At 44.2% G+C, this 26927-nt stretch carries 26 protein-coding genes; 6 read left to right on the plus strand and 20 right to left on the minus strand.

Going from position 1 to position 26927, the window contains the following annotated elements; translation table 11 throughout:
• Window positions 1-7: 7 nt before the first annotated feature.
• From B3K42_RS09570 to B3K42_RS09595, 6 genes are read left to right on the plus strand one after another with little or no spacing between them, the layout of a single operon-like run.
• Complete coding sequence (locus tag B3K42_RS09570) at window positions 8-2782, plus strand: O-antigen ligase family protein (RefSeq protein ID WP_292598504.1); 2775 nt, start codon at window positions 8-10, stop codon at window positions 2780-2782.
• Between the two features lie 59 nt (window positions 2783-2841).
• Window positions 2842-4749, plus strand: a complete 1908-nt coding sequence (metG, locus tag B3K42_RS09575) for a methionine--tRNA ligase (RefSeq protein ID WP_292598506.1) — start codon at window positions 2842-2844, stop codon at window positions 4747-4749.
• A gap of 22 nt (window positions 4750-4771) precedes the next feature.
• On the plus strand, window positions 4772-7198 hold the full coding sequence (gyrA, locus tag B3K42_RS09580; RefSeq protein ID WP_292598508.1) for a DNA gyrase subunit A: 2427 nt from the start codon (window positions 4772-4774) through the stop codon (window positions 7196-7198).
• Window positions 7191-7856 carry a transcriptional repressor LexA gene (lexA, locus tag B3K42_RS09585; RefSeq protein ID WP_292598510.1) on the plus strand — a complete coding sequence of 222 codons (666 nt, stop codon included), beginning with the start codon at window positions 7191-7193 and terminating at the stop codon, window positions 7854-7856. Before gyrA ends, lexA begins: the two co-directional genes overlap by 8 nt.
• Window positions 7857-7880: 24 nt before the next feature.
• Complete coding sequence (gene rpiB / locus B3K42_RS09590; RefSeq protein WP_110989989.1) at window positions 7881-8342, plus strand: ribose 5-phosphate isomerase B; 462 nt, start codon at window positions 7881-7883, stop codon at window positions 8340-8342.
• Window positions 8339-9301, plus strand: coding sequence for a histone deacetylase family protein (locus B3K42_RS09595; protein WP_292598512.1), 963 nt, complete (start codon window positions 8339-8341; stop codon window positions 9299-9301). Before rpiB ends, B3K42_RS09595 begins: the two co-directional genes overlap by 4 nt.
• A gap of 45 nt (window positions 9302-9346) precedes the next feature.
• Here the strand turns inward: B3K42_RS09595 and B3K42_RS09600 are convergent, their stop codons facing one another.
• The 20 genes from B3K42_RS09600 to minC are packed head-to-tail and all read right to left on the minus strand — an operon-like array spanning window position 9347 to window position 26844.
• On the minus strand, window positions 9347-11818 hold the full coding sequence (locus tag B3K42_RS09600) for a POTRA domain-containing protein (RefSeq protein WP_292598514.1): 2472 nt from the start codon (window positions 11816-11818) through the stop codon (window positions 9347-9349).
• Window positions 11808-12368 (minus strand): ATP-binding protein, encoded by a 561-nt coding sequence (locus tag B3K42_RS09605; protein WP_110989982.1) that lies wholly within the window; start codon window positions 12366-12368, stop codon window positions 11808-11810. Before B3K42_RS09605 ends, B3K42_RS09600 begins: the two co-directional genes overlap by 11 nt.
• Window positions 12359-13078 (minus strand): PHP domain-containing protein, encoded by a 720-nt coding sequence (locus B3K42_RS09610; RefSeq protein ID WP_110989983.1) that lies wholly within the window; start codon window positions 13076-13078, stop codon window positions 12359-12361. The genes B3K42_RS09605 and B3K42_RS09610 overlap by 10 nt, the downstream gene beginning before the upstream one ends.
• Before the next feature lie 6 nt (window positions 13079-13084).
• Entirely contained in the window at window positions 13085-13420 is a 336-nt protein-coding gene (locus B3K42_RS09620; RefSeq protein ID WP_110989984.1) for an iron-sulfur binding hydrogenase, read from the minus strand.
• A gap of 1 nt (window position 13421) precedes the next feature.
• Window positions 13422-14399, minus strand: coding sequence for a CBS domain-containing protein (locus tag B3K42_RS09625; protein ID WP_110989985.1), 978 nt, complete (start codon window positions 14397-14399; stop codon window positions 13422-13424).
• Window positions 14374-14736 carry a hypothetical protein gene (locus B3K42_RS09630; protein ID WP_110989986.1) on the minus strand — a complete coding sequence of 121 codons (363 nt, stop codon included), beginning with the start codon at window positions 14734-14736 and terminating at the stop codon, window positions 14374-14376. Before B3K42_RS09630 ends, B3K42_RS09625 begins: the two co-directional genes overlap by 26 nt.
• Entirely contained in the window at window positions 14733-15425 is a 693-nt protein-coding gene (thyX, locus tag B3K42_RS09635) for an FAD-dependent thymidylate synthase (RefSeq protein WP_110989987.1), read from the minus strand. The genes B3K42_RS09630 and thyX overlap by 4 nt, the downstream gene beginning before the upstream one ends.
• Complete coding sequence (locus B3K42_RS09640) at window positions 15415-16587, minus strand: tetratricopeptide repeat protein (RefSeq protein ID WP_292598519.1); 1173 nt, start codon at window positions 16585-16587, stop codon at window positions 15415-15417. The genes thyX and B3K42_RS09640 overlap by 11 nt, the downstream gene beginning before the upstream one ends.
• Window positions 16584-17378, minus strand: coding sequence for a type I phosphomannose isomerase catalytic subunit (locus B3K42_RS09645; RefSeq protein ID WP_292598521.1), 795 nt, complete (start codon window positions 17376-17378; stop codon window positions 16584-16586). The genes B3K42_RS09640 and B3K42_RS09645 overlap by 4 nt, the downstream gene beginning before the upstream one ends.
• A complete protein-coding gene (trmFO, locus tag B3K42_RS09650; protein ID WP_292598523.1) occupies window positions 17375-18673 on the minus strand; it encodes a methylenetetrahydrofolate--tRNA-(uracil(54)-C(5))-methyltransferase (FADH(2)-oxidizing) TrmFO in 1299 nt (432 codons plus the stop codon). The genes B3K42_RS09645 and trmFO overlap by 4 nt, the downstream gene beginning before the upstream one ends.
• Window positions 18670-19566: a DNA-3-methyladenine glycosylase family protein gene (locus B3K42_RS09655; RefSeq protein WP_292598525.1), complete on the minus strand. Its 897-nt coding sequence runs from the start codon at window positions 19564-19566 to the stop codon at window positions 18670-18672. The genes trmFO and B3K42_RS09655 overlap by 4 nt, the downstream gene beginning before the upstream one ends.
• The gene (locus B3K42_RS09660) at window positions 19563-19868 is read right to left on the minus strand and encodes a hypothetical protein (RefSeq protein ID WP_292598527.1); all 306 of its coding nucleotides are present in this window, start codon (window positions 19866-19868) and stop codon (window positions 19563-19565) included. The genes B3K42_RS09655 and B3K42_RS09660 overlap by 4 nt, the downstream gene beginning before the upstream one ends.
• Window positions 19868-20647, minus strand: coding sequence for an epoxyqueuosine reductase QueH (locus B3K42_RS09665; RefSeq protein ID WP_292598529.1), 780 nt, complete (start codon window positions 20645-20647; stop codon window positions 19868-19870). Before B3K42_RS09665 ends, B3K42_RS09660 begins: the two co-directional genes overlap by 1 nt.
• The gene (locus B3K42_RS09670; RefSeq protein WP_292598531.1) at window positions 20644-21414 is read right to left on the minus strand and encodes a ComEA family DNA-binding protein; all 771 of its coding nucleotides are present in this window, start codon (window positions 21412-21414) and stop codon (window positions 20644-20646) included. The genes B3K42_RS09665 and B3K42_RS09670 overlap by 4 nt, the downstream gene beginning before the upstream one ends.
• On the minus strand, window positions 21411-22151 hold the full coding sequence (locus B3K42_RS09675; RefSeq protein WP_292598533.1) for a sporulation protein: 741 nt from the start codon (window positions 22149-22151) through the stop codon (window positions 21411-21413). Before B3K42_RS09675 ends, B3K42_RS09670 begins: the two co-directional genes overlap by 4 nt.
• A complete protein-coding gene (locus B3K42_RS09680) occupies window positions 22148-23137 on the minus strand; it encodes a 3-dehydroquinate synthase (protein ID WP_292598535.1) in 990 nt (329 codons plus the stop codon). Before B3K42_RS09680 ends, B3K42_RS09675 begins: the two co-directional genes overlap by 4 nt.
• The gene (locus B3K42_RS09685; RefSeq protein ID WP_110989980.1) at window positions 23134-24144 is read right to left on the minus strand and encodes a M42 family metallopeptidase; all 1011 of its coding nucleotides are present in this window, start codon (window positions 24142-24144) and stop codon (window positions 23134-23136) included. The genes B3K42_RS09680 and B3K42_RS09685 overlap by 4 nt, the downstream gene beginning before the upstream one ends.
• On the minus strand, window positions 24141-25181 hold the full coding sequence (locus B3K42_RS09690; RefSeq protein ID WP_110989979.1) for a M42 family metallopeptidase: 1041 nt from the start codon (window positions 25179-25181) through the stop codon (window positions 24141-24143). The genes B3K42_RS09685 and B3K42_RS09690 overlap by 4 nt, the downstream gene beginning before the upstream one ends.
• Window positions 25178-26191 carry a M20/M25/M40 family metallo-hydrolase gene (locus B3K42_RS09695; protein ID WP_292598537.1) on the minus strand — a complete coding sequence of 338 codons (1014 nt, stop codon included), beginning with the start codon at window positions 26189-26191 and terminating at the stop codon, window positions 25178-25180. Before B3K42_RS09695 ends, B3K42_RS09690 begins: the two co-directional genes overlap by 4 nt.
• A complete protein-coding gene (minC, locus tag B3K42_RS09700) occupies window positions 26188-26844 on the minus strand; it encodes a septum site-determining protein MinC (protein ID WP_292598539.1) in 657 nt (218 codons plus the stop codon). The genes B3K42_RS09695 and minC overlap by 4 nt, the downstream gene beginning before the upstream one ends.
• Window positions 26845-26927: the final 83 nt, after the last annotated feature.

Consider the following 26927-nt stretch of genomic DNA (forward strand, 5'->3'; position numbering starts at 1 on the left):
GGTCTAGATGACAGAGAAGAAACGCCTGATAGATTTCGAAACCATTGTCTATTTGATTCTGACCCTATTCATCCCTTTATTTGTGACCAAGGGATTTACACATGAACCCTCAACCGGGAAACACCTTTTCTACGTTGTAGGATTCGCAATTATCTTTCTTTCTATGGTGCTGAAAAAGAAAGAAATTTCCATCGAATTTGGGTTCGTTCATCTGGCGTTTTTCGGAGTCGGAATTGCTGCTTTGCTCTCGCTGATTGTGGTTTCGATTGACAATCCTCAATACTTCAGGTATTCTCTGGAGATCGCTCTCTACATTGTCTTCCTCTCATTCACAGCAGTCTATATTTCGAACAAATGGAACACGGTTGAGAAAATCGAGGTTGTAATGCTGTTCTTTGTCATAGGAGCAGCCGTAGTTGCCATAGATGCTCTGCTCAACTTCTATCTGGGGTTCGATATCTTTCTAGGGAAAGTCGGAGAACCATTTGCAAGAGCCTCCGCAAGATCGACAATTGGAAATCCAAACTTCGTATCCGATTATATGGGGATGACAATTCCCATGATATTCTATTTCGTAATATCTAGAAAGCCACTTGGCCTGCTATTCAAGAAACCTGCTGGACAGTTGATTCTCAAGAGCGTCATGGTGATTTTTCTTGTTCCAATGGTCGCTTCTGTATTTGTTTCTCAGACTAGAACTGTGATAACTGCAATATTCTTCGGAAACCTTCTCTTCCTGCTTCTATATTTCTTCCTGGGAAGGAAAAAGAAACCTGAAGCACTTGACGATTCAGAAAGCAAGAGATTCAGAAGGCTTTCTCTAGTCTTCCTTCTAATAGCTTTGATAATTATTGCTGTATTATCGTACATGTATTTGACACCTTCTCCTCTGTCGGGCGATGGGAAAATCAATATAACGGCCAGGCTGGAATATGCGCTGACTTCATCAGGATCGTGGAAAGAAAGGTTTTCGGCCTGGTACAACTCAATCTTTCAGTGGCTAGACGATAACAACAAGTTGAGAATTCCCTTTGGTTCTGGAATCGGCACGTTCCAGCTCTACCATCTGCTGTACAGCCCTCAGGTGTTGGATCATAACCCCGACTACATGCTTGTCTGGAACAACTTCAAGAGGACTCATAATGATTATATTCAGGGTTTGGGCGAAATGGGGCTTGTTGGATTCATTTTGATTGTCTTGATGGTGGGACTGCTCGTGTTCAGATTTTTCAAGAATCTTTTCAAGATTGACAACAAGAGAGACCTGTTGCTTTATGGCGCTCTTGGTGCGGGAATATTTTCTCTGGCAGTTCACAGCTTCTTCGAATTTCCTCTTCATATGCAACCGAATCTAATGCTCGCAATCTTTCTGGGATCTGTTGCTGTAGGAAAGTACTTCAATCCAGATCTCAAGAAGAAAATAGTATCTAGGACTCTGACTGCAGTATTACTCCTTGTTCTGGCCGCAGGTTTGATCTTTCTTAAGACTACGGCGTTTCTTGGGGAAGGGTTCTTCCGGACCGGGCAGACTAATCAACAGTATTATCTTGCTTACTTCAATCAGGCACAAAGCCTAAATCTTAGTGCTCTCCAACAAGCCAAGAGTGATATTTCCAATTTCACAGGCAATTACTCATATCTGGCGGACGTTGCTAGTTATATGAATGTTAAGGGCACTGAAATTCGATCGAAGTATCCCGGAGCGAATCAGATAGATCTTCTTGAGCAAGCTGAGAAAGAGCGTCAGAACGAGATTCGAAGATTGACAGACGAAATAAATAATCGTATCAACCAGTACAACTTCTACATTTCGAAATCAGCCGAATACTATGAACAAGCTATTGCGGATTTCAAACTCTCAAATAGACTGTATCCCGTATTCGGTAAGCCTTTATGGTATATAGCCGGTCTGGGAACAAAGACACAGCGACTTGAGACAGCAAGAGACAACCCGGAGCTCATGAAGTCCATTCTAACAGGAAAGGATGATTATTCCTCTGACATAATACTTGAGTTCAAGGGAGATCCCGAAATAATTCCGGTTCACAGAACAAGCATTAGAACTCTTCCGTTCGCTGAGTTTTTCGAAAAACACGCTTCGGTCTTCGACAATCCTGATTTTGTGTCGGGCTTGCAGCTTTACTTCATTACACAGATTCAGATGATACTCGACGCCGCCGACTATTACGAGTCCTCCACAATATTATTTAGTGAGCGCCAGACCCCGAGGATTCTTGGAAGACTCTACACAAGCATAAATAGTGAGCTCAAAAAATACTACAACTTCATAAATTCAAGAGAGAGCGTTATCAACTCGGCATTCGGGGAAAGCGAAGAGTTCCGGCAGATCATTATTGATCTGGTATACGAAAGTAGCAATAGAGCGATCTACTGGTTTGATCTGGCAATCTATCTTCTTCCTGGCACCTGGAACAGATATCCAGACTGGGAGGATATTTATATTGAATACATGAATTCAATCCCCTCGCTTCTTGACACAGTTGAAGAGCAAAAACTGAAGATACTTTTTGTTGCGGAAAAACACGTCTGGGCCTGTGAGAATATGGGACCGGCAGCTCCAGATGAAACACTGCAGTTCGCAGTACGGTGGGGCAGATCAAATCTCTCTGGAGACGAATTGAGCAACTTCGAGCAAAAGCTAAAAGATGTTTACGAAAGAGTGGTTAATCTTAATAGGGATCTGTTTCAGAAGTCACCCAATCTTCCGGAAAAAACCGTTGATCAGATACAAAGCTTAATCTCGCTCTTCGAAACGCTTTGAGTGATTTTCTTGGTATACATTTAGCTAGGTAAATGATATAATACTTCTGGAGGTGTCCTGTGAAGAAGTTCTATGTTACTACGCCAATATACTACATAAATAGCGAGCCTCACATTGGCTCTGCCTATTCTACAATAATTGCAGATGTGATTGCCAGATACAGGAGGCTCTCCGGCTATGAAGTATTCTTCCTCACTGGAACCGATGAACACGGTCAAAAAGTCTTGAATGAAGCTCTAGCCAGAAATATTGATGCTCAGAAATACTGCAATATGATGGCCGACAAATTCAGGAAGCTCTGGAATGAGCTTGAATTAACGAACGATGGATTCGTGAGAACAACAGATGAGAATCACATGAGAACCGTGCAGGAATTCGTTACTCGACTAAAAGAAAGCGGTGACATATATAAGGGGAGATACGAAGGGTGGTACTGCATACCAGATGAAACTTTCTGGAATGAGGAAGATCTGAAGGAAGGAAAGGCTTGCCCAGAATGCGGCCGCGAAGTGAAATGGGTGAGTGAAGAGAACTACTTTTTTCGACTTTCGAAGTACACCGATCGCCTTCTCAAACTCTACAAAGGGAACCCTGAGTTTGTCCAGCCGGATTTTAGAAGAAATGAAATGCTGAGAATTCTCGAATCCGGACTGAAGGATTTGAGTATAACGAGAACGTCTTTCAATTGGGGAGTACCGATGCCTGATGATCCAGAACACGTAATCTATGTTTGGGTAGACGCTCTTATCAATTACCTCAGTGCCATTGGTTTCCCTGATGACAAAGAGACCTTCGAGCGATTTTGGCCTGCAGATGTTCATCTCATTGGAAAGGAGATCAATCGTTTCCACTCCATTATCTGGCCCGCAATGCTTATCTCTGCGGGAATACCTGTGCCAAAACAGATTTATGCACACGGATGGCTGACAGTAAACGGGCAGAAGATTTCTAAGTCGCTTGGTAATGCTGTCAGTCCGATGGCTTTTGTAAATGTCTATGGAAACGACTCTTTAAGATATTACCTGTTGCGGGATATCCAGTTCGGTAGAGACGGCGACTTTTCTGAGGACAATCTAATAGGGAGAATCAATGCCGATCTTGCGAACGATCTGGGAAATCTTCTTCATCGAACAGTAGTTATGATTCAGAAGTTCAACAAGGGTCTTGTTCCTGAAATGGGCATCGAAGATCCAATAGATGATACTCTGAGAGAGCTTGCTGAACGCACCTTTTCGACTTATACGGAGTCAATGGATCATCTGAAGTTTACGCAGGCTCTCGAAGGAATTTGGGAACTTATTCGATTTGGCAACAAGTATATAGATTTGACCGAACCGTGGAAGCTGGGAAAGAATCCTGAGAACAAAGAACGGCTAGACTCTGTTTTGCACAATCTAGTTCGTGTCCTGAAAAATGTGTCGCTTATGATAGAGCCCGTGATGTTCAAGACCGCTGGCGAGATTAGGAAGAGACTGGCTCTCGATGAGAAAATGACTCTCAAAGATCTCAGTTGGGCAGACTTGCCTGCCGGAAATGCGGTCTGTCACGGGGAGCCAATCTTTCCACGAATTGACACTGAAAAACACAGGAAGGTGACAGAAGTGGAGAACGAAGACATGCTGGCGGAAGCTGAGGATAATCTTTTGATAAGCATAGACGATTTCTCAAAGGTTGAGCTAAGAGTGGCAAGTATTATTGAGGCGGAGATTGTTCCTAAGTCAAGAAAGCTCATGAGATTGCAGCTTGATTTGGGAGAATTCGGAAGGCGGCAGGTAGTTGCTGGTATCGCTCAGTTCTACAGTCCAGATGAGCTAATTGGTATGAAAATAGTTGTCGTAGCAAATCTGCAGCCCGCCAAATTGATGGGAATCGAGTCGAACGGGATGATCCTAGCTGCGAAGATTGGGGACTCGCTTTCGTTACTGACTATACATAAGGATCTACTTCCCGGCGCAAGAGTTTCTTAACGATTAGAGGAGGATAACGTCTTTGCCTGAAGAGATAATTCATAAGAATATCGACGATGAACTGATTAATTCATATATGCTTTATTCAATGAGTGTAATAGTAGGTAGAGCTATTCCTGACTTGCGTGATGGCTTGAAGCCTGTACAACGAAGAATACTCTTCGGAATGTCAGAGCTTGGTCTCCGCCATAACCAAAGCTTCAAGAAGAGCGCGCGTATCGTTGGAGAAGTCATGGGGAAGTTCCATCCACACGGTGACGCCGCGATTTACGATGCCCTGGTCAGAATGTCTCAATCTTTCTCGATGCGTTATCCCCTTGTTGAGGGACAGGGCAACTTCGGATCAATTGACAGAGATCCACCCGCTGCAATGAGGTACACCGAAGCAAGAATGCAGTCCTTATCTGAAGAACTGCTCCAGGATATCGACAAGAACACTGTACCAATGCTGCCCAACTTTGACGGGTCTCTTTCTGAACCAGATGTGCTTCCAACCAAGATTCCCAATCTACTACTCAATGGTACATCGGGAATCGCTGTCGGAATGATGACCAGCATTCCTCCGCACAATCTCGGCGAGATTGTGGAAGCCGTAAATCTGCTAATTAGTGACCCTGAATGCACGGTTTCCGACCTTCTAAAATATGTTAAGGGACCTGACTTTCCGACTGGTGGGATGATCATGGATGCAGCATCGATTCCATCGATTTATCAGGAGGGAAAGGGCCGCATAACGGTCAGGGCAATTGCGGAGATTGAGGAGTCAGCGGGAAGTTCTCAAATAACTATTCATGAGATACCTTACAACACATCGAAAGCGGATCTCATTCAACAAATCGTTAATGCCACTCAAAACCATCGCGATCTCCAGATCAGAAATATTAGGGATGAATCTGATCAAAAGGGACTTAGGGTAGTAATAGAGTTGAAACGAGGAGCCGATCCTAATGTTGTTCTTAATCTCCTATTCAAGTACACCCAACTGCAGACGACCTTCAGCGTGAACATGCTGGTTATTGACGAGAAGAAGCGCCCAAGAGTAATGAATCTTAAGCAAATCCTCCAGGGCTTTCTTTCTCATCGGTTCAATGTAATTAGAGCAAAGACTGAATACGATCTTGAGCAAGCATCCAGAAGGGCTCACATTGTCGAGGGTTTGACTAAGGCGACCAGATCCATCGATACTGTTGTCGATATTATTCGTAATTCGGCAAATGCAGAGGAAGCTTCGAAAAACCTCATGGAGACTCTTGAAGTAACCCAGGAGCAAAGTTCCGCCATTCTTGACATGAAAATGGGGAAACTTACAGGAATGGAAATTGAGAAGCTTCTCAATGAATACAGAGATTTGGTCGCTAGAATCAACGAATACAGATTGATTCTCGCGAGCGATGAGAAGGTTTACGGAATTATTAAGAAAGAACTCGGGGAGATAAAAGAGAAGTACGGTGACGCAAGGCGAACTAGAATCAATCTGGGAAATGGAACGGATTTCAACATAGAAGACGTCATCCCCGACGAAGAAATCGTTCTCATGGTAACAAAGAAGGGCTACATAAAGTCAACACCGCTCGAAAGTTACAGAAAGCAGGGTAGAGGCGGTAAGGGTGTCATTGGAGTACGAACGGGTGAAGAGGATTTTGTTGTCAATATACTAACGACTACGAGGCTTAGCAAAACGGTTATCATAACTTCAAAGGGTAAAGCATACGTGCTGAACAATCACATAATTGATCACTCTTCAAGAGATTCAAAGGGGAAACTCCTTGCAAATTACATAAAGATCGACCCCGACGAAAATGTCCAGGCCGTTCTTTCAACAAGAAGGGAAGAAGTTAAAGGAAAGTATCTCGTCATCACAACCCGTTCAGGCAAGATAAAGAAGACTAAGTTTGAAGCTTTCTTCAATGTCCGTGTGTCCGGTATAAAGGCCATTGGGTTGAACGAAAACGACAGAGTCATCGATGCATCGCTTACAACAAAAGACAATGACACAATAATAATCTCCACGAAAAACGGGATGGTTATCAGATTCTCCCTCGAACAGGTACGTTCCATGGGCAGGAGCGCGGCGGGCGTGATGGGAATAAGACTGAAGAAGAACGATGAGGTCGTCGGAGCTAACATCGTAGCGGCCGAAGACGAGAGGTTTCTTCTCACTGCGACTCAGAAAGGCGGTGGCAAGAGAACTCGCATTTCAGAGTATAGATGTCAGAACCGGGGCGGCTTGGGAGTGAAGAATATTTATGGGCTGGAGAAGATCGGTCAGGTTATTGGAACTCTTGTGGTTACTGGCGACGATGGAGTGATACTTGCCACCAAGTCAGGGATGTCAATAAGAATCCCCATTTCACAGGTTAGACCCACTGGAAGAGTGACCAAGGGAGTCAGGATCGTAGATCTAAAGGAAAATGATATCGTTGCGACGATGGCGGTAGTAGTTGACTGAATTCCCGGCCGAGAATAGGGGGTGTCATGAATTGACGCTGACGGAGAAACAGAAGAAGATTCTGGAGTATATCGAGAACTTCATTAAGCTCTATGGTTATCCTCCAAGCATCAGAGATATCTGCAGAGACTTCGACATATCTTCTCCTAGGGGAGTGGCAAAACATCTCGAGTCTCTGGAAAAGAAGGGCTACATCGAAAGAACCGGTGTCTCTCGTGGAATAAGAGTTCTTAAAAGCCCAGACGGTTCTTCGCTGGCACCTGGCGAAGATGTGGTCATGCTCCCTGTTATCGGCAATGTTGCAGCGGGCGAAGCAGTGCAGGCTGTTCAGATGGAAGAAGAGAAGATTCCAGTACCTCTTTGGATGATCAGAAGAGGATTTGAGTACTACATGTTGAGAGTTACCGGCAACAGTATGATTGATTCCCACATAGTAAATGGAGATTTTGTGATTATAAGAAAACAGGAGTGGGCAAATAACGGCGATATTGTGGTGGCTTTAATAGATGATGAGTATGCTACTCTAAAGAAGTACGAAAACGAAGGGCCAAAGATTCGACTTGTGCCTTCAAATCCGGAGATGCTTCCTATCGTTGTAGAAGCGAACAGAGTAAAGGTGCAGGGCCGGCTTTCCGGAGTTATCCGCTGGTACAAGTAATTTAAACAATTAAGGAGTCAAAAGATGAAGATCGCGATTGCTTCTGACCACGCTGCATTTGAGCTGAAATCCTATCTTGTTAAATACATAGAGAAACGGGGACACACAGTTTTTGATCTTGGCCCGGAATCGGGCGCCTATCCGGTAGATTATCCTGACTTTTCAGAAAAGGTTTGTGGTTCAGTAACAAATGGAGAAGCCGATTTTGGCGTTTTACTTTGTGGAACTGGAATTGGAATGTCGATTGCGGCAAACAAGCACAGAGGCATCCGCGCCGCACTATGCTTTTTCCCTGAGATGGCAGCGCTTGCCAGGAGGCATAACCACGCTAACGTTCTGGTTCTTGGAGGCAGACTGATTGGTAGTGAGCTGGCTGGCTGGATTGTTGATGCCTTTCTTAGCTCATCAGAAGAAGGTGGCCGCCACAAGAAAAGAGTAGATAAACTTGAAATTAGGGTCGACGAGAATCGGGTGAAAGACGGTTGATAGTTTTTTACGATAGAAGACATCTCTTTCATCTGCCGATGAAAGAGCTTGAGGGTGGTATATGGATTGAGAATCCAGACAAACCGGAGAGAATTGAGGCAATTCGGAGCGCTCTGGAAACGTCTGGTTTTCAGATTAAAGAGCCTCGTGACTATCATTGTTCCCATGTATACCAGGTTCACTCACCTGAATATGTTGAATGGTTAAGAGAAAAGAGCCTATCTGTATCAAAAGACAGAGAATACTTCCCAGAGGTTTTCGGGTACGATAAGCTTTTCGACACCGGCACGCCAGTCACGTCGGGTTGCTACGTGGGGGCCCTTGCGTCTGTCTCTACAGCCCTGAATGCTGTAGATTCTATTCTTGAAAGCGAAAGTGTCTCATATGCGCTCTGCAGACCGCCTGGGCATCATGCCGGAATATCGACTGGTGGAGGCTATTGCTACTTCAACAACGCTGCAATTGCAGCTAGGTATTACCAGAAGCATACAAGAGGTTTTGTCGCGATTCTGGATGTTGATTTCCATCACGGCAACGGCACCCAGGAGATTTTTTACTATGATGACACTGTCTTTTATGTCTCAATTCATGGTGATCCAAAGATATTCTATCCGTGGATAAGCGGCAGTTCATGGGAGATAGGTTCAGATTCCGGAGAAGGTTTCAACATGAATTTCCCCCTTGCCGGCGGGACAGAAGGTCCTGAATATATGCGCACACTTTCAAAGGCTCTTCAGGAGATAGATGACTTTGCTCCAGACTTGCTCATTATTTCCTTGGGAATTGACGGTCACAAGAAAGACGGCATTGGCCACTTCAATTTGAATGATGAAGACTTCTCAATGATGGGGAGGCTCATCGGCGAACTTGACGTTCAGAAACTGGTAGTTCAGGAAGGTGGGTACAATCCAGTTGCCAACTCGTCTTCTGTTCTGAACTTCCTTCGCGCGATAAGATAATGGCGCAGAAAAAAGCGCGGCAGACGCCGCGCTTCTTTTCTTCTATCAGAAGGCAGGACCGAAACCAAAGAAGGGTGTTCCATAGTACGGCTTCCCACTTGTCGAACTCTGATTAGCCAGATAGGTATTATATCCATAACCCAGTCTAACTAGTCCTATCATAGGTATTGATATGTCCAGGCAGAGACCGAAGTCCGCAAGGAAGTTGCCTCCAATAACATCTCCGCCAGACGTATTACGATAGAAAAGCAAGTCGCCAAACCCCACAATGTCTACAGGTATTGATGAAGTTTCCGGTGTAAGAGGATATCGTAATTGTGCAGAACCGACGGTTACCCCGTACGCATTCTGACCTATACTCTGTGAACCCCTTACTCTAATAAATGTATCAGGACTCAACAAATAGCTCCTGAAGACTCCGTGAGGAGAAAGAGGAAATAGCTGCTGAGTCCTTATTCTGAATCCGAGAACCGGATCTCCTATAGACATGAAGTTTCTGTATTCTGCATAACCTGACACAAATAACTTGTTTTCCTTTCCAAATATTCCCCTAACGTTCAACCCTGCAAGGTATTCGCTTCCCATCGTCGGCCTCATCAGATCATCGCGCGTCGAAAGTTCATAGCTTACACCGGTGAAGAGACCGTCAAAACTCTCGGATACTCTGCCTGTATCTGTTCCCGTTGATGCCTTGGTCTCCGTAGAAACCTGACTCTCGGACATCAAGTATTCATAACCGGCAGTGAATCCAACTTTCTGTCCTGGCGAAATATTGTAGATTGGAGTCAAGGAAAACATAAACTCCGTTTCCTGCGATGACTTTTTAACTAGAGTATCTGTTGAATCGACAGTCGTATTGAATCCGGTAAATTTCAGTTTGAAGGCTGTATCAAGATCAAGACGAGAGCCAGCGATTTTCGGTATAGAGTAGCCAATCGTAGCGTCAAAGGCAGGTCTTCTTGTAGTTGTTTCCGTAGCACCGTTGGTGATAATTACTTCCTTATTATTAGGCATGGGGAGCGTAACGCTCAGAGTAGTCGAAATGTTCTGACCGTAACCCCAAACATTAAGAAGACCGAGATCCAGATAGAGATTCAGACCATTCTGCCAGCCTCCGCCGCCACCAATTTTGTTGTTCTTATCGGTTTCTTTGAGCGTGATTTTGACATCGAGAGCATCTGTACCAACGGGTACAGGAACGATGTCCACTTTCGAAAAATAGCCTGTATTGTTCAAGAACGCATATGTGTTTCTAAGTTCATCTAAGGACAAGACCTTGCCCTTTTCTATGACTATCTTCTCGCTTATCAGATAGTCCTGTGTCTTCTTCGGACCGTCAAACTCGACTGTTACGTCTCTGACTAGCGGCTCCGTGATTTTGAGACTGAAGAAACCGATCTTCTCATCAATAGCAGGCTCAATTCTCATAAAGGGATACCCACTGTCGCTGTACAAATCTTGAACAGCCTGGATAGCCTTCGTTGCGACTTCGTTGTTAACCTTCTGACCTTCAATTAGTCCGGTTTCCCTAAGGATTTCGCCTTTCTGGAGATTGACGTTCCCTTCAACAAAAACGCTCCTAAGATTGAACTCAGACTTCACATATTCTACAGGTGTGAAGGTTATGCTCATTGACAACGCATTGCTTTCCTTTACCTCTTCAGGAAGAGTTACCTGCCTCACGCTTTTCAAAGCATTGTTCAACGTCACGATCATTGCCTGGTAAGTCAAGTCGTCGAGACCCCACTGCCCATTTGGATTAGCATAGTAAGTACTGTAAATTGTCTGAACAACTGCGTTTATGTCTTCGATCCTGGGAACGTACTTTTTCTTTGAATTAATCCACCTTATAAGAATTGAGGTATCATAATACTTTTTCAAGTAATCTATCTGCAACTTACTAGCAAGATAGGATTTTGCGTCATCGGAAATAGGTGCATCAATTGAAAGCTCCCAGAGGAAGGATACTCTGACTTTGAAAGTTACTTTCACCCTGTCAGAAATGTTACCGGAAAAGATGTCTGATCTGCTCTTGTCTGTTTCCCAATCTACTTTGACAAACGGTTCTATGTAACCATTTTCTCTTAGTTCGGCCTCAATGGCGTCCAGAGTCAGTGGAATATCATACATCAGTCTGGAGGGATTCATAGGTTTGCCACTTTTTATAACTGAGACAGCCTCAAGAACAGATTCTTCAACGATTTTTGGTCCGTCGAAAGAGACTTCAACATCCACTACGGGATACTCCTTAACCTGTATTGATAAAAGGCTAGACGATTCATCAAAAGAGTAGTAGACGTCGGAAAAGTAACCACTGCCTCTTACTCTTTCTAAAGCTTCTCTCATTTCGGAATCGCTGATCTCTTCACCACGTTGAATGTTCAACATCCCAAGAACCTCATTATCTGAGATCACTCTGTTGTCAAGAATTGTGATTCTTGAGGGAATCATACTTGCTGCAGCAAAAGCAGAAGTCAGAACCAATGCAATAATTACAAACAGTCTTCTAATAGACATTCGATAAACCTCCCAGTGATATTTCTGCCTCTTGAAGAATTCCTAGAATCATCCTCATTTTGACTGGAAAAGTGAAACAGTCGTTCCCCAAAGCTTCTCGAAACTGAGATGAAGAGAATGTGTATCCATCTTCATCGAGAACTCTCTCTACTGTCCAGTCTACATCATTCATAGTTATTACTGCGAATAGAGTCGAGGGAATGTCTCCAACTGGCTGGCAATCTACACTGGAGAGCAAGAAAGACGCAGTTATCTCCGTACCCGATCCCAATTTTGAGCAAATATTGAATGTCCCTCCAGTAGTCTCTGCTGCAAATTTCAGCATTGGGAGCCCTAGCCCGAATTTCACTTTCTTTTTCTTCTCAGTATAGAATGGATCTAAGACAGCCTCAAGCGATTCAGAAGGAATCCCCTTCCCCCAATCAAGTACCGAAAAAGAGAAGCTATATCCTCTCTTCTCTTGGATTTTCAATTCAGCTTTTTTCGTTCCGGAATCCACTGCATTTTGAGCAATGTCAAGTATGTGATCGCATATTGTTCTTAGTCCCATATTATTTTCAACGTCCTTCCAAAAGAGAAAATCGCCGATCTAAACTCTTCAAAGCTTCTTGTATTCGCCGAAAGGGATACAGTGGGCGCGATAACATTCAGACTGTGAGCATCGCTTGAATGAAGGATGTTTCTTGACTCAATCCCCTCAAATAAAGTCCTTCTAAAGGAGATCTCCATCGGTACTTCTCTGTACTCCTCGGGAATAACTCCGAGCTGCGTTATAAGGCCCATCTTCCTGTCAATGTGAGCCATAACAGATACTCCACCGTTATCACGAACAGTTTCCAGAGTCTCTGAAATGCCCAAAGTAGTAGGTTGGCCAAGCCAAATTTCTTCCATACCGGTGAAAGAATCATTATCATCAACAAACAGCTGATAACCGGATATTTCTGGATCTACAGAAATATGCGCAAGCCTTTCCTTTCTAATCCAGTCTGAATAAGCCTCAGCCAGCGAAACCTCGGGAAAATATGCCAAAACATGAACATCCTCAACTGTATGTACTTCTATACCAGGAATGAAAGACACACCGGCTCTAGTCAGAACTTTACTGAAAACCCTGACATTCCCGGCACTGTTATGATCAGTGATTGAAATCCAATCGATCCCTTTCGATACGCATACTGAAGCTATCTCATGAGGGGTCATCGTTATGTCAGCACAGGGAGAAAGACAACTATGAATATGAAAATCACAAAGGAATGACAAATCATTTCAACCTTTCAAACCACTCTTCAGAAGCTTCAAAGCAAGATTAAAGGTCGTTTCATCGCTTTCAAGAAGCACTACTCCTGTCTCTTCAGCCTTTTTTATGGTCGCTTCCTCAAAATGCAGACCATTACAAAGCACTATCGCTCTAGCTCCAACAATTGTAGCCACGGCAAGTATGTTCATATGAGACTGAACAGTTAACCAGATTGACTCTGGTGGGGCGTTCCCCATTACGTCACTAAGCAAATCCCCAATGTAGGCGTCTGATATGTCTGTCTCCAGAAGTAAGCTTGTGATTACTCTAAGTTCGCATTTTTCAACTAGTTCGCTCAGCTTCATATTATTTCCTCCCATTCCGATAGAAGTGCATTTCCACGACAACCCCTTTTCCTGCTTCAGAGACCACAACCATCTTGTCGGAATACCTTCTCATGTTTGGCAGGCCCATTCCGGCTCCAAAGCCAAGTTCTCGAACATGATCAGAAGCAGTTGAGAACCCTTCTTTCATCGCCTGTTCAACATTGTCTATTCCTCTTCCATAGTCCTCCACCCTTACTCTAGTTACGTCTTCATCGTACCAGGCAAAGATGTAACCCTCACTTCCACTATGGATCACAACATTGACTTCAGCTTCGTAACAGGCAATCGAAACCCTTCTTATGAGGGAATCATCATCTGTCAGTGTCTTCAAGTAACTCTTTAACTTGGCAGACCCGACTCCTGCCGTGTCAATATCGGTATAATCGATGTGGTAGACGAAATCTGCGCTGGTTTTCTCAACGTAGGCACCTGAAATTAAAGACTTGTCAAACCAGTCAACGCTTCTTTCCAGCACTTCCCTTCGTCTCGTATCGTGAACGTAAATAAGTCTAAATTTGTCAAGAATCGCACCGATTATATCCTTCTTAGTGATTATGCCGAGAAGTTTTCCATTAGAATCCACTACCGGAAATCTACCGTACCTGTAACGGTTGAATCGCTCGATTAGCATCTCAAGATTAGTCTCCGGTGAGAAAGTTACCAGGTCCCTGGTCATATGCTTTTCTATTGGATCTGTAATGTAGTTTCCTTCCAAAGCAACAATTATGTCTTCTATGCTGACTATTCCTTCAAGCTGATTCTCAACATCGGTAATGGGAACACCCGAGATTTTGCAGATTCTCATGAGCTCCTTAGCCTGCCACATTGTTCTATCCTTGGTAAGAGTAATAACGCTTTTTATCATTATGTCTTTGGCCGTAATATCAGTGAATAAACCCCTTAGTTTATCAAGAAGATCATCTACATTCCTTTCAACCAAGCTGCTTACCTTCCTCAAGAGAATCTCCAAGACCCTCTCTGAATAGGATCCCGCAGGCTCTATACATCGACATCCTTGCATGAACCAGAGGCATGTCGAGTTCCTGAGCCAGCTCAATAGTGGTCTCAGGAACATTTCTCTTTCTTATAATGACTACCGCTGCAGCTCCTACCACAGAAGCCGTTCTAACACATTGAGGGGAGTTCAAACCCGTCACCAGAATCATTCCGGGGCCTCCAAAAGCCAGTACGTCACTCATCAAATCGGCAGCCCCCACTGACTCTATCTCAGGATCTTCATCTTTGATGGTGAGAACTTCACTTTCGAGCAACTGGATGATTTTGGACAACCTCATCCCCTAACCTCCTTGTTCAGAAGATCACCAGTGTAGTTGTGCCGAATAAAAGCATCAAACGTCACCGGACAACTGGTCTCAAGAATCTCTGCAATCGCGATTGCGTAATGCTGAATTTCTAATTGAGCGTGTGAATCTGCCCTCTGGTTGAGGAAGTTCATAATAGACCTTGCATTTATCGTCCAGTAAGCTTCCGTATACATAGAAGTTGGTAGAACAACTCTCGCCACCTCTCTTGCAACTCCCATTTCAAGGAGCTTCGAATACGCATCATAGGAGTTCTCATAAGCTTTGCTGATAATCTCGATCGCCGTTTCATTCAGCGCCTTGTCGTCACTAACAACAGAGCCCTGCCTGTTGTCTTTATCGGGGATTCTAATTTCGCTCGGCAGATACCATTCTTCAGAGAACTTCGTATATCTACCACTCCGCTCGTTGATAGACGCTATCCTGTGCCGAACAAGTTGTCTCATAACAAAGATCGGAAGTTTCAAATGGAATTTGAACACAATGTGTTCAAAGGGCGAATGATGACCGTTTTTCATCAAATAGTGGATTAGGCGATCGTCTCTTTCCTTGTTTGTTAATCCCTTGCCGTAGCTAGTTCTTGCAGCTTGAACCACAGAGTAGTCATCACCCATCTGATCCACTAGCTCAACAAAACCTTTATCTAGAACATCAATCCTCATTGTTTCCTCCGTCTTCTCTCATTGCCTTCCGTTCTTGTGAACTCTTTCTCTTTCTACTAACGTATTCTAACAGAAAGAGTCCTATAACTACTACCGCCGTCAGCGGGACCACAGTAACAAGTGCCAACTCAAAGATCGCTCTTCTTCTCAGTTCCTTCAAGGCGGAGTTTACTTCGTCATCGGAATCTTCATAACCACTCAGCTGGAGATAGAATCTTGCAAGATCATAGTAGTCTCGATCTTTTGTCTTATAATACGCCATTCCAAGATTTCTGACGGCCCGCGAATTGTTGGACCAGAATCTTACTGACTCTTGATATCGCTCAATGGCTCCATCAAAATCGCCTTCTTCAAGTTTCAGGTCTCCAATTACCAAGGAGGCGTTGGAAGCAAATCTAGGTGGAATCTTATTCAGATCAAGATCTTCGAGGATCTCAACACCTGCCAGAGATTCTCCAGTTTTAATGTACGACATTGCAGCGTAGTATCTTGATAAAGGATCTTCTGCTCCCAGCGTCAAAAAATCTTCTATTACAAGTTCATCAAGTCCCGACACAAATTCACTCTCTATCAGATCATCTCCAAGCAATCCCTCAATATTCTCAGAGAATATTGTCTCGCGAATTTCTAAAAGTCTCTGGACGTCCTTTGAACTGCCGCTCGAATATAGCTCCAAAAGAGCTTTGTAAGGAAAGTACTGACCAGGTCGATCATCAATCAACTCGTTGGCAATCTCTTCGATCTTTTTCGCTGACCTGGGATCCCTTGTGTCGATCCAGTCGTAGAAGAAAGTTCTCAAGGAAATTGCTTTGATCAGATCATCATTGCTCGCAGAAGAATAAAGCATGTTTAATGCCGAGACGGTGGATACGAAAACCAGTTCTTCTACTATCTGCAGACCTTCCTGCAGCTGCGGAGAAAGAAGATTCGCTTCAAGACCTGAATAGAGGTTGGTGAACCACACTTTGTAATTCGGCTGAATTGTCTCTCTGTATTTGAGCCCAATTGCTATGGCCAGAAAGGCCTCCGCTTCTGGATCACGGCTATCTAATGACTGCAATTCAATTAGGTACTCTTTGGAAAGGAGAAGATTGACGTTGTCAACCGCAAAGGCGAGAGCCAAAACGGTCAAAACAATCACAACTGCCGCCACACGCTTCATATCGCCTCACTCCAGAACGGACCTAGAGTAACCGCAAGAAACTCTGTCTCCATCTCCAATAGGTCATTAATAACAACGTATAAACTGGGTTTATCTCCGATTGTTATACAGATTCCCTTTCCGGAGAAAGAATCAGTCTTCTCGATCGAGAAATACTCCCACTCAAAACGCTTCATTCGCTCCTTTAAAGTGGGCATAAGTAAGGGTCTGCTAGCATGCAGTGCTCTCTCGAGGTTCAGTTCCCGCCCCCTATTCCAGTCAAAGAGCCTGTAAGTAATGTCACTGTTTTGCTGAATCTCTATGAGCTTCGAACCCGGTCCTATTGCATGTACAATGCCGGCAGGCAGGGACAAAAGATCTCCTCGTCTCAAGTGTATATGATTCAGGTCTTTTTCTCTGATGTCATGGATTGACCTTTCTCTTTCCTTCATTCCCGCAAGAACCTGGCCTTCCCCAAGGAAGTACCAGCACTCGCTTTTTCCCCAGGGCTCTCCTTCATGGAGTTTAGCAAGTTCATCGTCAGGGTGGACCTGCACTGATAGCCATTCATTAGCAGAGATATACTTCACCATCAGTGGAAATCTCGGCAAAGTATGTCCTACTAATTCCTCCACAATATTCTCTGGATAAACTGTTGTCGAGTTCACTACCAAGCGCGTTTTCATGTTTTCAATATCAGACAGAAGCCAGACCTCACCAATAGGCTCCTTTGAAGCAATACCGTAAAGTCTGTTCAAGTCCCGGTCACCCCAAGGCCTTGGCGAAAAAACCGGCTCACTGATGAGAATCATCTCTCTACCCCTTCCAGAAAGCGCTGCATTTCCTCCTGCGCTCTAATTACCTTCACTCTGTTCTTTTCTCTCCTGTTCCTTATTTTGATCTCAGGAAGCAAACCGAAATTCGCATACACAGGTTTCAGAGGACTCCTACCCGAGACTGTGACATGATGGATTAATCCGCCTATCATAGTCTCACTGGGGGGAATAAAGGTCTGGCAACCATGAACAAAACGATTTACATTCATCGCTACAATCCTACCAGAGACTATTGCCTCAACATATCCCTCGAGGCCACTGATCTGTCCTGCGAAGAACAAACCCCTCTTGATCTTGGATTGTAGATCTGGGTTCAGAAGCCTCGGTGAGTCAAGAAATGTGTTCCTGTGCATTACCCCGTACCTAACAATATCAACGGCTCTCAGGGCAGGTATAAGTGAGAGAATTCTCTTCTGTTCATTCCACTTGAGTCTTGTTTGAAAGCCTACAATGCCTAATAAGGAACCGGAAATGTTTTCCTTCCTGAGTTGCACAACCGCATACGGTTCTTTACCTGTAACGGGCTCGATCAATCCGACAGGCTTCATAGGACCATATCGAAGCGCATCGATCCCGCTTCGCGCAATCTCTTCAAAAGGTTGACATCGTTCAAAGAGAAAACTATCTGTAAAATTCTCAACCTCTGCCACTTCCGCCATCACTAGTTCTTTCCAGAAAACCTCATAATCCTCCCTGGAAAGCGGACAATTCACATAGTCACCGTCCAATGCATATCGATCCGCGACAAACGCCCGCGAAAAATCAACTGAGTCTGCAGCAACTATTGGAGCAACCGCATCAAAAAAGAAGAGCGAATCTCCAAACAACTCAGCAAGAAAGTCTTCGAGACAACCGGAAGTTAGAGGGCCAGTACAGACGATATTAACCGATTCATCTAGGCAAAGTGAACAGATCTCTTGTCTCTTAATTTCGATCAAAGGATGGTTTTCTATTCTACTGGAGACTTCTTCTGCAAATGTCTCCCGGTTTACTGCGAGCGCCTTCCCTGCAGGAACTCTGTGATGATGAGCAATCTGGAGAAGTCGAGATCCCAACTTACATCCTTCTTCCTTGAGCAAACCCGATGCGTTTTCCAGAGATTCAGATTTGAACGAGTTACTGCAAACTAGTTCCGCAAAGTTATCCGTGTGATGAACCTCAGTATTTTTGGCCGGCCTCATCTCGTAAAGAACCACTTCATTCCCAAAATCGGCGAGACTAAGCGCGGCTTCAGAACCGGCAAGTCCTCCCCCAATAACATTTATTCTCATTTAAGATCTCTTCCCAGTTTATGCGTTCTGTAGTATCTGAAGACCGCTTCTTGATAGTATCCTCCATACGGCGCAAATGAATTCATTCCAAACTGCATTAGCTTCTTTGTAGAACCGCTAAAGGCGAACAAATCCTTCATAACCCTGCTAATCCATATATCAACTGGAAATGCACCAAGTTCGCCATAAGAAAAGAGAATTACACAGCTTCCCACTTTGTAACCAATACCATCATGTTTTGTCAGCTCTTCAAGCTTCTCTTCAACTGTCAGAGTTGAAAGCTCTGAAAAGTATGATTCATTCTCGATTTTCGAAAAGAGCTTCAGCAGCCATGGAACTCTGAAACCAATCTTTAGGTCGATCAAAGCTTCCTCTGAAATTTTCTTCAACTGGCTCAGTGAAGGAAAGCCATAGTAGCTTTCTCCACAAAAATCAATTCTGTTCTCAGGAAAGAGTTCAGATAACTTGTCGCTCATCCAGCGAATCATGGGTATGCTGTTGCGAGTTGAAAGGATGTATTCAACAACCATTTCAAATGAATCCTGTCTGAGAATACGTAGCCCGGAGGCTTCAGCCAGAGCCTTCTCAGAGACAGCTCTGACTTTCAAGTCGAAAGCTCGAAGTCTTTTTTCCAGAGTTGAATGAATCAACTGCAAATCATCTTCAAGACCAAGATAGGATTCAATCCCCGAGTAGACGTCTCTTCCCAGCAAAGATTTCGAAGAGGATCTCACTATGATGCCCTCGGAATTCTCTTTCAAGAAAAGAACAGTATCACGAACGACACCTTTCCACCACTCTCCGTCTTTTAGCCAACGAAAAGTCTGACCACAATCTAGCGTCGAATCAAGATCGATCTGTCGTCCTGTAGTTCGCAAAACAAATTCAATCATAAATCGACCTCATAGAACTTGATTACCGTTCTCAGAAGCCTGTATGCGTTGTCTTCAAGGAACTCTCCAAGCACTATCAAATAGCACCTCTCTATAGTATCTTCCAGATAAAGAGCGGTAATCTTGATTCCATCAACCACCGTTGAACTTCTTGAACCTGTGGCTTTCGAAAGATCAAGAACAAGCTTTGGGACTTCGAAATCGATTTCTCCATCGTATGGGATTCCATTCTCGTCCACAAGGCGAAAGACCATACCGCACTCTTCTCCCAGTGTTCTGATCCTTTTAGCTAAAGCATTCATTACTCCTTCTCCCTGATTATTCGGCAATTGTAACTACCAGTCTTTAACCATCTTCTATCCTCAAGTTCCGCATCTCGAATATCATCGAAAAGTGCAGAGGGTTTGACTATCGCTATTATCCTTTTCAAGTCCGAAATCTCTTCTAAATGAATCCTGCTCCGAGGAATCACATTACCTCTGAAATTCCAGAGATCGACGAATCTCTTGAAATCCTTATCAAGCCTTTCGCGATCTCTCAAATCATTGATCTCTCTATTCCTTATTGCTTCATTTTTGCTTGGCAGACAACCGCAGTAATTCTGCCTGTAAACACCTTTCAGGAGATCTCTTAACTTATCTCTCTCTGCTCTGAAATTACCGGAAATAAACTCAATATCAAACTCTGCGGCCAACTTATCTCCTATCAGAGTTATTTGGGCGATTGACTTCCTGGGACTCGCCAGAAGCGTTGTGCTGAAACTTGAAGAACCAATCGATTTTGCTAAGCAAGCAGTCTTCCTGAGTCTGAGTTCTATACATTTTGTGCATCTGGTCCCGCCTTCATTTTCGGTACCAAATGAATCGAGAATATCTGAGAAGTCTTCAGGAGAGTGGTTTTGTTCCGGGAGATCAAGAGCCGTTTTCTCGCATACCTTTCGCAAAGCATCGTATCTCCTGAGGAATTCCTCACCTGGAAAGATATTCGGATTATAGAAGAATAGCTCGGATTGTCTGAGTTCCTCCCTTTTCACAACAGTACTCACCAGATCAGGTGCACAGCAGACATGAAGTAAATTCAAAACTCTACCAGCTCCTTAAGCCTTACAACAGTCTTTTCGCCAATGCCGCTAACCTTTATCAGATCATCATATGAGCGAAATGGTCCGAAACTTTCCCGAAAATCTACGATTCTTTGGGCAATGGCCGGGCCGATACCGGGTAGGCGACACAGCTCTTCCAGATCAGCGGCGTTTATATTCACTTTCTTTGAACCTGCCTGTTCCTCACATCCAGGAAGAGGAAGAATGTGGGCCAAAACCTCAGTAAGTATTGAGGGACCTATACCGGGTATTTGTAGAAGGTCTTCCTCATTCTTTATCAATCCGTTGTGTTCTCTAAATTCAATTATCGCGGCTGCTTTAGCTTCACCAATACCTGGAATACTTTGCAAGGCAAGTGCATCGGCCACGTTTATGTCAATCAAAGTAGCTTCATGTCTGGATGCAGCGGACACCCCTGAGACAGATACCATTTCTCTGAAAGCGTTCAAAGTCTTCTCACCGATACCTCTTACTAGAAGAAGATCATCAACTGAACTAAAAGAACCCACAGAAGTTCTGTAATCGATGATTGCTTTGGCCTTCGCGGGACCAATTCCTGGAAGCAACTCAAGCTCTTTCTCGCTACATGAGTTTAGATCAATCGGAAAGTCCACTGACTCTTTTTGATCAACTGTATCTTCCGGAATCTCTGTCCCTCTGTAACCCGTCAGGGCAACAAAACCCATAAGAACGAGTATTAGAATCGGTCCAATTACCTGCAACTCTTTAGCAGCTGGTTTCCTCATCTTAGCTGCCTCGGGAATCTGTCCGTGATATTCCAGCCGGTTGTTCTCTGGAGCGCCTGAACATCAACCGTTGAAGAATACTCTCTTGCAGTTGTTGCGTCGGGAAAAACTCCAAGAATCGCCGCATAGAATGTTCTTCCATCAGCAGTGACTGATTTGTACACAAAAGCGGGAAACCCCATACTCCTAAGGTCCATGACTTGCGGAGCAATTCCATCGGAAACTGTATGAGAAACCAGCTGGATTCCGTATGCAGTTTTCGAATCATAAAGTCCAGCAAGCGGGTTTTCACCTAGAAACATCACACCAAAACGGTCGCCCACTCGTGTAATAAAATACTTGCCGAGACCCTTTTCCACGCACAACTTGAATGCTGTCTCTTCTTCCACCACAACGTATCCAAATTCCGAGCCTTCAGCCAGAAAGTCAAATGAGTTAATTATCAACCTTCGGTAATCGAAAGTCTCAAGGAAGAAGTTCTGGGTTTCAGGAATAGCTATTGTCTCTCTTATAACTTGTGTACCCGTTGGAAGGTTTACAGGGTTTTCTTCCATCTCAGGCTGATCGACTGTGGGAGAAAGAACTGAATTGCGGATTTCTTCAATTATGAGTTCCGCCCTCTTGTTTTCTTCCCTGAGTATTATCGCGTAACCACCGAGTGTGAGAACTATCGCAGATAAACCAAGGACCACAACAATCAGAGCCTTCAAAACATAATCGTGCGATGCTTCTTTCATACAAAGCTCTCCAATCCCCTCCAAGTCTTTTCTCTAACAAATCTTTCAAATACTGTAGCCTCAACAAACAGTGTTTTGTCAAGTTCACCGTCGGGCATACTGATTCTCACACCGCCCTTTTGATCAATCAAATCCACTAGAGAAGACATATCGATCCTTGAAGTCCAGTCCTTTTTCCATAGTAGCTTGACAGATCGAAAGAAGTCCTCGACAATTCTGTTGTCACACGCTCCCAATTCCTCTGCAAGGCGCAATTCGATCATTCCTCCAACGATCAGAGAAACTTGATTTTCTGCCCTCAATCTGGAAGCTGTTTCGATATGCCTTCCAATTTCCTCGCCAACAACGGATTTCCCAATCTCGATTCCCCTCAGATACGCTTTTACTGAGGAGAAAATCACATCATCCCACAGTTCGGCAGACACTTCGCTGCCGGAAACCAAATGATTGAAGAGGTACTTGAACAACCTCTTGTCGAAGGAAAGCGCAACGAGTAGCGGAAAGAGAAAATCGCTACGAGACAAGTGGCTGTAAGACCAGTAGCTGATCGATGAATCGATAAAAACTTTGTTGGGCAGCCCTCTAGACGAGAGTAAATCTTTTACAAACTCGAAATTCACTCCGAATCCATTCACAGCCGGCATTATTTGACTTACAGTGGTCGTGGGAAAGAGAAAAAGCTTCTCAATTTCTGTATGACCGGCAGATGCGTAGCCTACCAGATCGATAATCGAACCTCCGCCAATCACGGTAATAGCTTTGCTCTTGGATGTCCTTACCAGCTGATAGATTTCGAACACCCTGTCAATTGACTTTATGTGTTCACCGCCAGGCATCAAATATTCGTCTTTCAGCATCTTTCCGTAAACCTTCTTGAATCCTGAGTCGACGATTCTTATGGACTGAGGAAGGCTATTGATAAGATCCTTCCCAAAAATCAGCTGACATTTGTCGACAGACTCGCTTGTAAAAGTGATTCTTCTCATTCCACTCCTTCTTCTGCAAGGGCCTTCAGTAGTCGGACGGCATTGAGAACGTCGTCGTAGTCAACCATTTCGTGTGGAGAATGCACATATCTACACGGAATCGAGACTGTTCCCGAAGCTATGCCTCTTCCGGTCGTCTGATATCCTCTCGCATCAGTACCTCCGAATATCAGAACCTCGTACTGAGTGGGAATATCCCTTTTCTCAGCAACTTCCTTAAGTCTGGAAACAACTCTTGAAGAGCTAATGCTTCCACGATCTTTAATTTTTATGGTCGGACCTCCTCCAAGATTAAAGCCCATTCGCTTGAAAGATTTGGGAGTATCCGGTCCCGCAGTTACATCTATTGCAACTGCCATATCAGGCATAATATCAAAAGCGGCAACACAGGCTCCTACGATTCCAACTTCTTCCTGAACCGCAAAGACAAAATAAACGTCATCTTCGGGTTGCTCCAGTTCCTTCAGCACCTGAATCATTATCGCGCATGCAATCCTGTCGTCCATTGACTTTGAAACTAGTCTCTTTCCGAGATCAACGAATGTTGAATCATATGTCCCAAAGGTTCCAACTGGAGCTTTTTTCTCGGCGTCTTCTTTATCAGTAGCGCCAATATCAACGAAGATGTGGTCATAGTCGAGACTTTTCATTGTCTCTCTTAAATCCTTGACTGTCTCCCCTTCAACATCTACAACTCCTGAAGCCCCCGTATCAAAGACCAGTCTCGAACCCAGAAGCATATACGGGGAGAGACCTCCTATGGAATCCACTCTCAGAAAACCCTTCGAATCTACGTGAGTAACAACCACACCGATTTCGTCCATATGACCGTCAAACAAAAGTTTTCTGCCGCTCTTCCCTTTCTTAAGAGCGACAAGATTTCCCAGAGGATCTATCTTCATCTCATCAACATAGGGTTTGATCCCTCCAGCTATTACTTCTCTTATTGCATGCTCTCTGCCGCTGGGAGAACTAATCGTGACCAGCTTTTCAATAAGACTTTTCATCTAGACAGCACCTTCCCTTCCTTAACTAATATACTGGCAAGTTCGGCAACTCCAAGAAAATCGTTGATGTTTATTATTGAGGTTGGAGAATGAATGTATCTCGAAGGAGTGGAGATTACTCCCGAAGGTATGCCAGAAACGACTCTTGCAAGTCTCGCTGCGTCAGTACCTCCAGCTATTCTGCTTTTGTACTGAAAGCTTAATGAGTTCGACTTAGCGGTTTCTACAATAGTATCAAGGATCTTCTTGTCAAGAACGAGCCCACTATGGGCGAATGTTAAGACCGGTCCTCTTCCAAGACTTGTGGCCCACCTGTAATCAGGAAGCTCTGGATTGTCTCCGGCAGTAGTGTTTTCAAAGACTAGGGCAACATCCGGCTTTATCTGATTTGCAGCGACTCCGCTGCCCCTTAAACCTACCTCTTCCTGAACAACCCAGGCAAAGTAGAGATCGAAATCAGTCGAAGTTCCATCAAGACTTTCAAGCACTCTTATGAGCACCTCACAACCAGTCCTGTCGTCAAGGGATTTTGCAACTGCGTAGTCACCTATTTCATTATATGGAGTATCGAAAAATACCGGATCACCAATTCTATGACTCTTAGAAGCTTCATCTTTCTTGGAATAGCCCAAATAGATCCTCAATTTACCCATACTGGGCGTTTTTAGAATAGATGACGGATCTTGAGTATGTATCGCTTCAAATCCGATCACTCCAGGAGTAAGGCTTTCTCCCACCAAGACCTTCTTACCCATGAGCACTCTAGGATCTACTCCTCCAATATTGGTAAAAGATAGCGTACCATCTTCATTGATCTTCTTCACCATTAGTCCGACTTCGTCCGTGTGAGCCAGAAGCATTAGTTTCTTTGAAGTTTTCCCATTTCCCTTCTTAAAGGCAATTAAGTTTCCAACTGTGTCTATCCAGATGTCGTCAACCTTGGCCTCAACGGTTTCTTTGATATAGGAGGAGACTTTTTCTTCGAATCCGGAAATCCCCGGTAATTCACACAGCTTCTTCAATCTCTCAAGTTTCATAGGCTCTCGCCTCCCTTCAGCGAGATGAAGAAACCTGCAAGCAATCGTGCCGTGCATGCGACATCGCTAATCTGAACAACTTCAACCGGAGTGTGCATAAACATTTGTGGAAGGGAGAGAAGCAGTGTTGGAACCCCACTTCCGGCTATCTGGACGTTGTCTGCATCGGTTCCCGTTCGTCCCGGTCCGAACTCATATTGAACTTTGAATTCTTTATCTTTCGCGTAGTTATCAAGCAACTTGAAATATCCCTTGTGAATGTTTGGACCGCCAACAGATAAAGCGGGCCCCTTCCCGATCTCAATATCGCTCTCTTTATCATGATGAGTTACATCCATTGCAACTCCGAGATCGATTTCAAGCGATTCAGCGGCGCCCTTAGCCCCAACTGCTCCAACCTCTTCCCTTGTGGTAAACACAAAGTAGACGGTGGGAGTTGAGACATATTTCGAAAGCTCTTTCGCAGTCTCTATGCTGATCGCTGCACAGGCTCTGTCATCTAGAGCTTTACCGGAGATTTTTCCGTTCATTTCAAACGCCGAGAAATCTACTACTGCAAGATCACCAATGTCGATCTTTGTGTAATCAGGGTTGATTGAAGCGTCGATGAAGAGCTCATCGAATGAGGGTACCTCTCCTCTAGTCTCTTTCTTCTGGAGATGCGGAGCAAGCATCCCGATCACCCCGGATCTTTCCTTTCCGTCTTTGCTCTTTATTCTTACTCTTTGAGAGATAAGGACCTTCGGATCGATACCTCCAAGTTCTTCGAATCTAGCGAATCCTCTTTCATCGATTTTGGAAATCACCAGAGAGACTTCATCTACGTGAGTAAATATGCCTATTCTCTTTCCTGTTCCTTTCTTGACTGCAATGAGATTTCCAATTTCATCTGTGTAGATCTCATCAACGAAGGGACCTATTTCTTGTCTAATTACTGAATGTACTTCATCTTCATATCCCACAGGTCCAAAAGCATTGGAGAGATCCATTAACAAACGGGCTAAACTCAACTTGCCTCCCCCTTTACTTCAAACTTGACATCAGCTGCCTCTTCAACTACAATTCTTCCGGTCCTAACATGAGCAACCGCAGGACCCTCGAAGTGATCGTATTCCTGAGTTAGAAAATTGCCTATCTGAATTAGCGAAGGCTGTAAATCAATTGCCGCAATGATCCCCGTCTCGCCCTGGGAATAACCGGCTCTTAGAACACCTTTTGCACTTCCAAATATGACAACGCTTCCACCCGCAATAACTTCTGCGCCGGGATGAACATTTCCCACAACCACTACATCGTAGTTATGAACAACTATTTGTCCCGATCTTAGATTCCTTCTGATAATTTGGGCTCCCCGCACCTCAGTGATCTTCTCTCTAACAAGATCATATTTCTGACCGACTTTTACGTCCTTTTGCTCCATACTTCCAACAAGTATATCTTTTACATGTACTCCAAGGTCGCTGAGTAAAGAGACAATCTTCACTATATCGTCCGGTTTGCTTGTATCCTGAGTAAGCATCAAGGAAATTTCATCGCCCCCCGAGAAAAAATCCTTTGCGTCGGCAAACTTTTTCATGATATCCTGCCTCAGTTCATCGACGCTCCTGTACGAATCAATGAGAAGTATCAGCCCCTTCTTCGTCATTCTGAAGTCAATCGGCACTATGATCACCCCTTTCTTCAAGATTCTATCATGAAAAAACCCTCCCTAAAGCCCGTTGATCTTCAGAAATTGGTGTGCTGCGA

The organism is Mesotoga sp. UBA6090, assembly GCF_002435945.1.
In the GTDB taxonomy this organism is placed as follows: Bacteria; Thermotogota; Thermotogae; order Petrotogales; family Kosmotogaceae; genus Mesotoga.